This window comes from Clostridium sp. HBUAS56010 (assembly GCF_007115105.1).
GTDB lineage: Bacteria > Bacillota > Clostridia > Lachnospirales > Lachnospiraceae > Lacrimispora.
Genome location: NZ_SULJ01000003.1, coordinates 66,095 through 78,472, shown reverse-complemented (window position 1 = coordinate 78,472; position 12,378 = coordinate 66,095). Strand labels below are relative to the sequence as shown.

Here is a 12,378-nt window from a genome sequence, read left to right as displayed (position 1 = left end):
AATGGAGAAGTTTACAATCACCATTGCCCGTGAATTCGGAAGTCTTGGAAGTTCTGTTGCCCGTGAACTTTCCAAAGAGCTTGGGGTAAAGTTTTATGACCGTGATATTGTGGAGGAGGTTTCAAAAAAACTGAATCTTCCTATTTCTACAATCAGCAACGAAGAGGAGAAGTCTAAGAACTTTCTATCCCATATGTTTCCCCTTGGGACTGATGAGGACTATATGCAGGACATTATTTTTGATGTTCAAAAGGACATTATTCTTGATCTTGCAAAACAGTCAAGCTGTATTGTTGTAGGAAGATGCTCCAATTATATTTTGGAAAAGCAGAAGAACAATATTAACATCTTTATTTATGCGCCTTACTTAAAGCGGGTAGAGAACTGTGTGAATTCTCTTGGAATGACCGTAAGTGAGGCAAAGCGGATGATCGTATCTGTTGATAAAGCCAGAAGAACGTATCATAAAAAATATGCGGGCTATCTGCCAAATGATCCAGAACACACCAATCTGATGCTTGATTCCTCTCTCCTTGGAGTGACTGGAACAGCAAAGCTGATTGCCGGAGTGGTACACCAGTTATACGGGGAATGAGCAGAAGAAAAGTGGAAAAAATTACCAGTCAGGTGCGAAAAATAAAAGTCTTCGCCCTTGACACTGGAAAAAAAGTCTGCTATACTTTACTTTTGTGTGAAACGAGAGGATGAAGGTCTGAAACGTGCCTGATACCTCTCGTTTTGTTTGCGAATGTTTGTGTGCGGCCGTCGGCAACATAGGAACCCGGCTGGTCATGAGAAAGGAATTAATCATTTATGGAAACAGTTAGATTTGATGAATTACAACTGGATGAAAGAATTCTGCGGGCTGTAGCAGATATGGGATTTGAAGAGGCGTCTCCGATCCAGGCCCAGGCAATTCCGGTCCAGGTAGAAGGAAGAGACATTATTGGTCAGGCCCAGACAGGAACCGGCAAGACCGCAGCCTTTGGTATTCCCCTGTTACAGAAAATTGACCCTAAGGTAAAAAAACTTCAGGCAGTGGCACTTTGTCCTACCAGAGAACTTGCAATTCAGGTAGCGGATGAGGTTCGCCGGCTTGGAAAATATATGCACGGTGTAAAAGTTCTTCCAATCTATGGAGGTCAGGATATTGTAAAGCAGATCCGTTCTTTAAAAGATGGAACTCAGATCATTATCGGAACCCCGGGACGTGTGATGGATCATATGCGCCGTAAAACTGTGAAGTTTGATAATGTTCATACCGTAGTTATGGATGAAGCGGATGAGATGTTAAATATGGGATTCTTAGAAGATATGGAAACCATTTTAAGTCAGCTTCCAGAAGAACGCCAGACGGTTATGTTTTCAGCAACCATGCCATCAGCAATTATGGATATCGCAAGAAAGTTCCAGAAGGAACCGGTAGCCGTAAAGGTGGTTAAAAAGGAACTGACAGTACCGAGAGTAACCCAGTATTACTATGAAGTAAAACCAAAGAGCAAAGTAGAAGTTATGTGCCGTTTGTTAGATATGTACGCACCAAAGCTTTCCGTTGCATTCTGTAACACCAAAAAGCAGGTTGACGAACTGGTACAGGCACTGCAGGGGCGTGGATATTTTGCAGAAGGACTTCATGGTGATTTGAAGCAGATACAGCGTGACAGGGTCATGAACAGCTTCCGTAACGGTAAGACAGAGATTTTAGTGGCAACAGATGTAGCTGCCCGTGGAATCGACGTAGACGACGTAGAAGCGGTATTCAACTATGATCTTCCTCAGGATGATGAGTATTATGTACACAGAATCGGACGTACCGGACGTGCCAACCGCGAAGGCATTGCATTCAGCTTTGTGGTAGGCAAGGAAGTTTATAAACTCCGTGACATCCAGCGTTACTGCAAGACCAAGATTGTGCCTCAGGCAATCCCTTCTCTCAATGACGTAACTGCCATTAAGGTAGATAAGGTATTAGAGAGCGTAGCCAGCACCATCAATGAGATGGACTTAAGCAAGATGGTCAACATCATTGAAAAGAAACTGCTGGAAGAGGATTACACCTCTCTTGATCTGGCAGCAGCTCTTTTGAAGATGACCATGGGTGAAGACAATGAAGATGTGATTGACACCAGAGAACCACGTTCTCTTGATGATCTGGAAAGTTTCTACGGCAACAGCGGACGTGGACGCGGCAGAGGCGGAAATGGAAACGGTCGTTCAAGAGGAGATTCTTCCAGAGAAAGAGAAGACATGGCTCGTCTCTTCATCAACATCGGAAAGAATCAGAACGTAAGACCTGGAGACATTTTGGGTGCCATTGCCGGAGAATCCGGTATGCCTGGTAAGATGGTTGGAAGCATCGACATGTATGACAAATATACATTCGTAGAAGTCCCAAGAGAAAACGCAGATGTGGTATTAAAAGCCATGAAAGATGTTAAGATCAAGGGAAAGAATATCCATATGGAAAAAGCCAACGGAAAAGGCAGGTAAATTTCCGAAAACCGGGCAGAGAAGAAAAGATTGTTTTTCTTCTCTGCCCGGTTTTCGTTTTCAGGAATATAAAAAAGGGATTTAAAACAGCCGCTTGCTTCCTGCTGAAAAAAAAGTTACAATAAGTCAGGAAAGTCAATGCAAAATAGGATTGACGAAGCACAGAGAAATTGCAGAGAAGCTGTCTGAATCAGTGGAGGAAATTATGCCGGAATGGAAAAAGAATGACAAAATAGAAGTGTCAATAGAGGATATGAGTGAAACAGGCGAAGGAATCGGCAAGACCGACGGATTTACCTGGTTTATTAAAGATACAGTAATTGGAGACCAGGTAGAGGCAAAGGCAATGAAAGTGAAAAAGTCTTATGGATTCGCAAGATTGGAACGGATTATAAAGGCTTCCGAAAACAGAGTGGAGCCATTATGCCCGGTTGCCAGGCAATGTGGGGGCTGCCAGCTTCAATCAATGGATTATGAGGAACAGCTCCGCTACAAGCAGAACAAGATTTACAACAATCTGGTGAGAATCGGCGGATTTACGGATATTCCCATGCTTCCCATAATGGGAATGGACGAGCCATGGAGATACCGGAATAAGGCACAGTTTCCATGGGGAACCGATAAAGAAGGGAATTTGATTACCGGTTTTTATGCAGGCCGTACTCACTCCATTATTCCCTGTGACGACTGTTTACTGGGAATAGAAGAGAATCAGGCTGTATTAAAGCGTATGAAGGCTTATATGGAGCAATACGACCTGCGTCCTTACGATGAGGAAACACAGAAAGGGCTGATCCGTCACATCTTAATCCGCAAAGGGTTTAAGACCGGGGAGCTGATGGTATGCCAGGTGATCAATGGAAAGACTCTTCCTCACAGTGAGGAACTGGTAAAGAGGCTTTTGGAGATTCCAGGTATGAAGAGTATTTCTTTTAGTATTAACCGGGAACAAACCAATGTCATTATGGGAAATCAGGTGGAGAATCTGTATGGACCGGGATATATTATTGACTATATCGGGGATGTGAAATATCAGATCTCCCCCCTGTCCTTTTACCAGGTAAATCCGGTTCAGACTGAGAAGCTCTATGGCACCGCTCTTGAGTATGCCGGTCTTACAGGAGAAGAGACCGTCTGGGATCTTTATTGCGGAATTGGAACCATTTCCCTGTTCCTGGCGCAGAAGGCGAAAAAGGTCTATGGCGTGGAGATTGTGCCCCAGGCGATTGAAGATGCAAGGGAGAATGCAAAGATCAACGGGATTGAGAACGTGGAGTTCTTTGGAGGCAAGGCCGAAGAGGTTCTGCCGGAACAGTTTGAAAAGAACAAAGTCTATGCGGATGTGATTGTGGTTGACCCTCCAAGGAAAGGATGCGACCAGGTCTGCCTTGATACCATCGTAAAAATGGCACCGAAACGAGTGGTGTATGTGAGCTGTGATTCGGCAACACTTGCAAGGGATTTGAAGTATCTTGCGGGGAATGGGTATGAGGTGGTGAAAGTAAGAGGGTGCGATATGTTTGGGCATAGTGGACATGTTGAAACCGTCGTATTGCTGGAGCGGAAAGCCTAGTAAATCTAAGGGGTTCGGGGATTCTAGCGGGATATGTAGGTGTGTTTTTGTGGTTAATTGGGGCGCAATATGTTTCCGGTTACCGGGGGGGGTAAGAGAAATGAATGTTTTGAAAAAGCGGGTTTTATAATATCATAAAAAGTGAAAAAACTCAAATTTATATATAGTGAAGCCAGATGACAATTAATATCTTGAACAAGACGAAAGGAAAAAAAGAATGAGTCAATTCAGTACAAGTTATCACTTAATCACATCCAATCAGCAAGATGCAGTAGAATTATTAAAAGATGCAAATTTACATGGTTATGTTTTTCCAGAGAAAGATGGCATTGTTACATTTGTGATTGAACAGGATCAAATATCTGAATTCAATTGCTGTGAACAATTGCTCACATATAATACTAAACCATTGGTTTTCTATGTAAATGCCGAAGATCATGGATGGTCATATGAAATTTATGATAAGAATCAATGCATTGTCAGCTTTGCGAGCTATTTTAATAAAGAAGGACTAACGGAAGGATATGACTATGATGATCCAGAATCATTTGTTCCTAATGAAGATATAAACTACTATAGTTATAATGGCAGTTTTCAAATAGAACAAGCAAAAGAACTTTTAAAAAACAGCAATGAATATAAAAAGAAGATAGCAGTTATTGAGAAGTCAAAAGTTATTGTGGATTCACAGAATGGATTGGAGAGAACACTCAGTTTGAAAGATGAGGCATTGGAGGCATATGAATTTGTTGAACAATTTGGCATTTTCTTTAACGAATGGATTTCTTATCATTATGTAGAAATGGATTTAAAAGAAGATCATATATTTGATTATGGTAGCTTAGGAAAATTCCCATTGCTTGTCGTATAAGCACAATAAATTAATCTTTGATAAAATAATGGATGAAGTTGGTTTTGGTATTCAGTTATTATAGATTTTTCGGAAGAGTCATTTCAAATCAAATTCATCATAAATGTATATTACATTTTCCAGAAAAAACGTTATTATTAGGGATTTTATAAATGAATTTTATATCCGATAATCTCATGATCCATGTTCCTGATTTTTATAAGTTTATGTTTACATATTGATAGGGTAGATAATTAAACTTTTTTCCTTGAGTGGGCAAAAATCAGGCACAAAAGTAGCCGGTTTACGCCTTGGTTTTTAGACGGAAATATAGATGATATAATAAAATCTCATAAAAATTCATAGTAAGAGAAGAAATTCTCAGCAAAAACAAAACAGCTTATGTAGTATCAAATTGCATTTGATATTTTATATAATCAATTGAGAAAGGAGACTATGAGATGCATAAAAAGAGTGCAGGCAAAGATTTACGGAGGGTAATTCCTCTGTAATAAGGAGGAAATATGTTAAAGAAAAATATAGTAATAGAAGGAATCCCTGCTCTTTTATGGGGAGAGGAAAAAACAGAGATCTTCATTGCAGTACATGGTAATATGTCATCCAAAGCGGATATACCAATCTGCATTTTTGCGGAAGAAGTTGTTCCATTAGGTTATCAGGTACTTAGCTTTGATTTGCCCGAGCATGGGGACAGAAAAGATAAGCCGACACTTTTTAAGGTAGAAAATTGTGTTTCAGATTTAAAGAAAGTTTTTGCATTTGCATCTTCAAGGACGAACACAATCAGCTTATGGGCAAATAGTATAGGTGCCTATTTTAGTTTCCTGGCTTATAAGAATGAGAGGTTAAAGCAAAGTCTGCTTCTCTCTCCAGTAGTGGATATGAAGAGAGTAATCCAAAATATGATGCAAAGGTTTGCTGTGACAGAAGAACAGTTGCGCAGAACTAAGGAAGTTATTACTCCGATTGGTCAAATACTGTATTGGGATTATTATCAGTATGTTATGGAAAATCCAATTATGAAATGGAATACGCCAACATCAATTTTGTATGGAAAAAAGGATGAACTTTGTGAGTATGATATACTTGCATCCTTTTGTAAAAATTTTCATTGTAATCTTTCTATTTCGGATAGTTCAGAGCATTATTTCCATGGGGAAGAAGATCTGGCTGTTTATAGGGAATGGATTCGAAAATCAATTCGCATATAGAATACATTAAAAATAATAGAAAAATAAGGGGCTAAGTTTTGGGTCAATTTTGATGACATGTAGACTTAGCCTCTTGCTTTTGAAATTTAGTATTGACTCTCTCGCTGCGTAACGGTTTAGGATGGAACAGAAAGGAGGAAGCAATGAAAACCGTCAAGGATGTATCAGAGATAACCGGAGTAAGTATAAGAACACTGAGGTATTATGATGAAATAGAGTTATTAAAACCTACGAAATTAACAGAAGCCGGTTATCGGCAGTATGATGACAAAGCATTGGAGAAGTTGCAGGAAATCATGTTCTTTAGAGAGTTGGAAATTCCATTAATTGATATTAAAAAAATTATGGATAATCCCAATTATGATAAAGAACAGATTTTGTTAACTCAAAAGTCCTTACTGGAGCATAAACGAAATCGTTTAAATGGAATTATTGAGTTAATAAATGACGTGATGAAAGGAGTCAATACTATGAATTTTGAAGCATTTAATGATGAGGATGTAAAAAAGATAATAGATCATTCACTGGAATTACAGGGAAAGGACTCGATGAAAGCCATTATCAATAAATTTGGAAGCGTTGATGATTATCGTACTTTTTTAGCCCAAAATTTGAAAGACGAAAAATTGAATGCACATATGATTAAAATGTATGGAAGCAAGGATAAGGCGCTAGAAGCAAGTCTAAAATCGACGGGAAATGAAGAAGAACTTAAGAAACAACAGGATAAAATCGACAAAACCTATAAACAGTTTTCACTGGCTAAGGAAACGGGCAATACAGACATAGCGATGGAAGCAGTCGAAAAACTTGCAGAAAATTATAAGGCTATGTTTGGGCTTGATAATGCAAGATATATACTATTGGAATTGGCAAACGACTATTTACATCATTCAAAACTAACAGAAGCTACAGATAAGCAGTATGGAATTGGAACTACAGGATACATTGCCCAGGCCATACAGGAATATTATGGGGTGTTAAATTAAATTTAGTTTATTTGATTATCTGTAAAACAGGAAAGAGACTTTTTAAAGGTGGGGTAAATGAATTACCCCACCTTTAAATGTACAATATTGCATAAGAGAAATATGAGCCATACCTCCTGCTGCTGAAAAAGACAGGATTATTAAAGTAGCCCGCCTGCGCTCTCATTCCCCGGCAAAAACAATTTTCAACGTAGAAATTTTCTGTCCTTCCATGGTGAAATAAAAATCAAGTGCTGCCGGACTTCCGTCAAAATTACCGGAAATTGTAGCAGTAACAATTGTCTGTCCATTTTTTTCTACCGCATTTGTAACAACAGTCTTAACGAGTAGATTGTTATTTGCTTCTACAATATGTGCTTCTATAGCAGTTGGACCGTGAAAGGCCAACCCTTCGTCATAGAGTATGGCATCCTCTGTAAAACACTTGGCGAGCAGACTGCTTTCATAAGAGTTTGATGCCTGAAAGTAAGTTTCAATTGCTTCAGGTAATTGTAATTTCATTGTTATTTTCCTTCTTTCTTCTAGGGCTTTCATTGTTAGTAAATACCAAAATGGAGTAATCCAATAAAGCTGGTACAGTTTTCTTTTCCAGACTTTCCAGGTTGTTTTTACCATATCCTGATTATACTGAGGATAACCTGACATCATTGGGTCAAGTTATGATTTTACTTTTTGTATTTTCGAATCATTTCATCTAATTTTTCTTCAATCATTTCACGTAGGCTTTTTGGTGCCAATACTTCAATATCAGTTCCAAAAGAAAGAATATAGTGAAACAGCCATTTACTTTCTGGTAACGAAGCCATGACGGTAAAAGAGCCGTCTTGATTTATGGTTATGTCTTTTTCTTCAAATTCATCAAACACCCGATAAGCTCCTTGGGGAGTAATCTTTAATTGCACGTCAATGAAGGTTTGAGAGTCTTTCTCCCTATGATCTGCAGTCATTTCTTCCAATTCTCTATCTGTAAAGCAATCTTGTGTTATCTCCAGATTGGACATTCGTGAGATTTTGAAAATTCTATACCCATCTTTAGTTAGACAGAACCCTTGGAGGTACCATGCATGGACTTTAAAAATAAGCTTTAGGGGTTCCACTTTTCTAACGCATTTCTTACCGGAAGAATTAAAATAAGTAAACTCAATGATTTGATGGTTAAGGATAGCATTTTTCAGGAGTGTAAATTCACAGGTTTTATTGTTATCGCTTCCCCAGGGCGATAAATCCACTTCAATCCAGTTGGTCGTGCTTTTATTGAACAAGTTGCTTAATTTTGAAAGAACTTTGTGGATTTCAGGATTTTGAGTTATGGCTAAGCTTTGCAGAGCAAATAATATTTCATTTTGTTCCGATTCTGAAAGAAGGGATTTATTTAGAACATAATCATCCAGCAAGGATATACCGCCGCCTTTTCCCTGACTTGTGTAAATGGGGATGCCTGCCGAAGATAATGTATCAATATCCCGATAAATGGTTCTCACAGAGACCTCAAATCTCTGGGCAAGTTCTTTTGCTGTAGTCGTTTTTTTATTTAAAAGAATATATACAATTTCAAAGAGTCTGCTTATTTGCATAATAATCACCTCAAGTACATGATAGAATATAGAACTTGACAACAGTATGGCATGTTTTACAACTGGAAACAAGCATATTGTTTTATATAATAGAAATTGAAATTACCATAATCTTCGATTTTATTAAAAAAATTCGGTTATTTTGTAAGTATTTGGCGCTTTTTGCTTGTATGCTTGTCCTCTTTAAGCTATATTATTAAGGGGAAACTTATTATAAATCATTTGAATATCATGGAATGGTATAATTCAAACTTATCATCAGAGGATTCCGTTGTCTTATGATAGCTTTCTAGAAGTTTCGTGGTTTTTTGAAATTGACATTGAGTTTATGGTGTTGATATCATCTATATCTGTAATAAGTACATTATAAACACAATATCATGTGTGATCTTATGAATGAAAATTGCTAATATTGCCTACTTATCATTGTAATAGACAATATAATATAAATGGCGAATAATCCAGGGAGGTGAGTCGGTGGATTCAAAAAATTAATATATTCCGCTATGTGTTATTACAAAAAAGGATAGCTGGGTGAGAAAATAATAAATATTAAGTTGCAGAGGAACACATAATGCAAATATACAAAGATTTATTCATTCAATTTGTGAACTTGAGCAGTATGAAAGCGAAAATCTGTCTCGGTACAATATGAAACTGGCTGCCGGATATGCGCAATATAGGCTGCTGGAAATACAAAACAAGAAATAAATAATACAGATTAGGAAAAGAATAATGGAAATATTAATGAATTTACTGCTTATGTTGGGTGGAGTCGCTGTTTTTATGTTCGGTATGAAGCAGATGAGCTCTGGCTTAGAACGAAGCGCAGGATCAGGAATACGAAATCTTTTTAAGAGAATCAACAAAAACAGAGTCTTTAATTACGGAATCGGAATCGGTGCTACCGTACTGGTGCAATCATCCTCCGCTTCTTCCATCATGACAGTCGGACTTGCCCATGCCAATATTGTAACAGTCAAGCAAGGCTCGGGTTTTATTTTGGGGGCAAAAGTAGGTACAACCCTTACTGCGTTTATCTTTGCCCTTTCAGGCATAAGCAAAGGCGGGTTTAACATCAGTTCTGTTTTTGCAGCGGTTGCATTTGTCGGTGTCATCATCGTTTTTTCCACCGGTAACGAAACCCTGAATAAGATTGCGCCATTTTTAATTGGATTCGGAATGTTGTTTATTGGAATGGAAGTAATGGAAACCGCAATCGGCGGGGCAGATTCAACGCTGAGCATTCAGCTTTCCAAAATATTTAAATATGAAATTATGCAAAATCCCATCTTGCTGGTGTTGTTAGGAATTCTCTTTACTGGTATTATACAGTCCTCCACAGCAGCAACTGGTGTTTTTATAGCGTTCCTGGCAACGGGAGTAATCCGTAATGTTGACCAGTCATTTTTCTTAGTAATGGGTGCCAATATAGGAACCTGCAGTGACGGCATTATGGCTTCTCTGTCTACCAATGCCAATGGAAAACGAATTGCATTGTTCCATGTGATTACCAGCACAATTGGAGCGGTCGCTTTTTCCATTATACTGGTTCTTTTCAGAGCACCGGTCAGCAGCCTGTTTGAAGGTCTGTTCCCTGGAAAACCACAGTTTAGCCTTGCAACGTTCAACCTGCTTTATAATACACTTTATACCCTGGTACTGCTGGTGTTTTTGGACCCCTTGGTTAATCTGGTGACAAGACTGGTCAAAGATAAGCATCAGGAACTGGAGGAATTGTCATATATTGATGAACGTTTCCTGCAGACTCCAGCGGTTGCCATTGAACAGGCATTGAAGGAATTGCATGATATGGCGATTCTGGCAAAGGAAAATATTGATCGTTCCTTTACTTCCCTGGTCAACGAAGATATGAGTGAGAGCAAAAAGATTGCCGATGTTGAATATCGGATTGATTTTTTGACAAATAAGCTTACAAGCTTTTTTATTAAAATTTCATCAGTTACTAAATTTGCTGATGATGAAAAGTTGATCGGCGGATTGCATCATGTAACAAATGACATTGAACGATTAGGGGATTATGCAGTTCTTTTGGTAAAAGAAACCAGTTACATGAAGGAAAATAATGTGAAGTTTTTAGATCAGACCAAGGATGAGCTTAACCAGATTTACGGGGATATATCCGAAATGTTTGATTTGGGCTTTGATGCGTTTACAAAACGTAAAACGGATAGTTTTAGAAAAATTTCAAACCTTCACAAAGAAATAAAAAGACTGATATCCACGACACGTAACGAACATGTAATACGCCTGAGTTCCGGAATGTATCCTGTTGAAGTATCAAAAAGCATTTATTCCGTTCTGTTTTCATTACAAAGAATATCGGATCATATTGTAAATGTTGCTTTCTCCATTCGGTCCACTACTGGAAGTAAAACAGAAGCATTGCAATCCATTGAAAAGGAAACAAAAGAAGCAGAAGAGGAAGACCGTAAGCCTTCTGTGGAATCTAATCCGAAAAAATAAAAACCTTTAAAATTAAATACCGTCTTTTCCACTTTGAACGTTGAAATTGGAAGGACGGTATTTTTCTGTCTTTTATCCTTGTCTTACTGTTATAGGCAGGGGAAAGTCAATGCAAATCTGGGAAAAACCTGTTTTAGCACAAAATCCAGCCCACTAAAACTCTTTACTCATGCTTTTCATAATAAATATTCACGCATAACGTGATAATAAACAGGGCAATCAAGACACCAGAAAGAGTAGCGGATACCGTGATGAAAATAGAAAGATGAAGCAGTCCATATAGAATTATGCTGAGCAGGCAGACGGCACATATAAGGTAATTCAAAATCTGAATGGACATCTTCCCGCTTTTCATTGTGATATATTTGTCTCGTTCATCCATTTTTCCAAGTATATCCTTAGAAATGGTTGTTTTAGAAAAAGCAAGGAAGTAGTTCGTGACAGACCAGGTCAGTAGAAATAAACCTGTAGTAAGAAATCTAGCCTCATATCCTTTAAACAAAATCACCAAAAAACAGGTAATAGCCAAAGCGGTGGTAATCATACCTGCAAAAAAATGTCTTGTACTTTTAATCGTTTTCATGTTTTTTGTCCTCCAATTCTTTATTTTCTTTAAGACAGCACAATTCTTCCACCGTCATACCAAATACTTCCGCCATGCGGTAAGCCAACATAAGCGATGGATTATATTGCTCTTTTTCAATAGAAATAATGGTGCGTGCAGACACATCAACGAAGTCTGCCAGTTGTTGCTGAGTCATTTTAGTGCGTAAACGCATTTCTTTCACTTTCGTTTTCATAAATGCCTCCTAATATAAATAAGCTTTATGTGAAGTGTGCTTCGTATGAAGCTGACTTCATATTATCATACAAAGCTGCTGATGTCAACAAAAAATGAAGTTTGCTTCATGTTGACTCTTATAGCCTTGCTCATGGATAATATCCTGTCATGAGAGAAAGATTTTCACCTTCTGAAGTAAAAGGATCAGTAATAGTAATAAAGATAAATCTAATTGTATAAAAAAGCTTAAATATAGAATTAATGTGTCGATATCTTATTTAGGTACTATAATGTATCTGAAAACTCATTGGTCCGATCTGCATGTCCTATTTTGCAGTATATTTGTACCAAATTCAATTAGTGCTTACTGCGTCGTCTTCATTTGGAACAAGTATCCAACAA

At 38.1% G+C, this 12,378-nt stretch carries 11 protein-coding genes; 7 read left to right on the top strand and 4 right to left on the bottom strand.

From position 1 onward, the window contains the following. The first annotated feature begins 1 nt into the window (after nt 1). From FAY33_RS07020 to FAY33_RS06995, 6 genes are all read left to right on the top strand, one after another. Nucleotides 2–595: a cytidylate kinase-like family protein gene (locus FAY33_RS07020; protein WP_143320185.1), complete on the top strand. Its 594-nt coding sequence runs from the start codon at nt 2–4 to the stop codon at nt 593–595. 218 nt (nt 596–813) lie between these two features. Further along, a complete protein-coding gene (locus FAY33_RS07015; RefSeq protein ID WP_143320184.1) occupies nt 814–2,490 on the top strand; it encodes a DEAD/DEAH box helicase in 1,677 nt (558 codons plus the stop codon). 205 nt (nt 2,491–2,695) lie between these two features. Continuing rightward, nucleotides 2,696–4,063, top strand: a complete 1,368-nt coding sequence (gene rlmD / locus FAY33_RS07010) for a 23S rRNA (uracil(1939)-C(5))-methyltransferase RlmD (protein WP_143320182.1) — start codon at nt 2,696–2,698, stop codon at nt 4,061–4,063. Nucleotides 4,064–4,280: 217 nt separating this feature from the next. Further along, nucleotides 4,281–4,934 (top strand): hypothetical protein, encoded by a 654-nt coding sequence (locus FAY33_RS07005; RefSeq protein WP_143320180.1) that lies wholly within the window; start codon nt 4,281–4,283, stop codon nt 4,932–4,934. Between the two features lie 503 nt (nt 4,935–5,437). Continuing rightward, nucleotides 5,438–6,145, top strand: coding sequence for an alpha/beta hydrolase (locus tag FAY33_RS07000; protein ID WP_143320179.1), 708 nt, complete (start codon nt 5,438–5,440; stop codon nt 6,143–6,145). 143 nt (nt 6,146–6,288) lie between these two features. Continuing rightward, a complete protein-coding gene (locus tag FAY33_RS06995) occupies nt 6,289–7,134 on the top strand; it encodes a MerR family transcriptional regulator (RefSeq protein WP_143320177.1) in 846 nt (281 codons plus the stop codon). Between the two features lie 162 nt (nt 7,135–7,296). Here FAY33_RS06995 and FAY33_RS06990 read toward each other — a convergent pair whose 3' ends face one another. Together FAY33_RS06990 and FAY33_RS06985 are read right to left on the bottom strand one after the other, a co-directional pair. After that, nucleotides 7,297–7,635 carry a nuclear transport factor 2 family protein gene (locus FAY33_RS06990; protein ID WP_185967543.1) on the bottom strand — a complete coding sequence of 113 codons (339 nt, stop codon included), beginning with the start codon at nt 7,633–7,635 and terminating at the stop codon, nt 7,297–7,299. A gap of 164 nt (nt 7,636–7,799) precedes the next feature. Continuing rightward, nucleotides 7,800–8,708, bottom strand: a complete 909-nt coding sequence (locus FAY33_RS06985) for a YafY family protein (protein ID WP_143320175.1) — start codon at nt 8,706–8,708, stop codon at nt 7,800–7,802. 735 nt (nt 8,709–9,443) lie between these two features. Between FAY33_RS06985 and FAY33_RS06980 the strand changes: the two genes are divergently transcribed. Next, entirely contained in the window at nt 9,444–11,195 is a 1,752-nt protein-coding gene (locus FAY33_RS06980) for a Na/Pi cotransporter family protein (RefSeq protein WP_143320173.1), read from the top strand. 163 nt (nt 11,196–11,358) lie between these two features. On the opposite strand, the gene FAY33_RS06975 is transcribed toward FAY33_RS06980, so the two are convergent. Together FAY33_RS06975 and FAY33_RS06970 are read right to left on the bottom strand one after the other, a co-directional pair. After that, nucleotides 11,359–11,778 carry a hypothetical protein gene (locus FAY33_RS06975; RefSeq protein WP_143320171.1) on the bottom strand — a complete coding sequence of 140 codons (420 nt, stop codon included), beginning with the start codon at nt 11,776–11,778 and terminating at the stop codon, nt 11,359–11,361. After that, the gene (locus FAY33_RS06970; protein ID WP_143320170.1) at nt 11,765–11,995 is read right to left on the bottom strand and encodes a helix-turn-helix transcriptional regulator; all 231 of its coding nucleotides are present in this window, start codon (nt 11,993–11,995) and stop codon (nt 11,765–11,767) included. The genes FAY33_RS06975 and FAY33_RS06970 overlap by 14 nt, the downstream gene beginning before the upstream one ends. Nucleotides 11,996–12,378 lie beyond the last annotated feature (383 nt).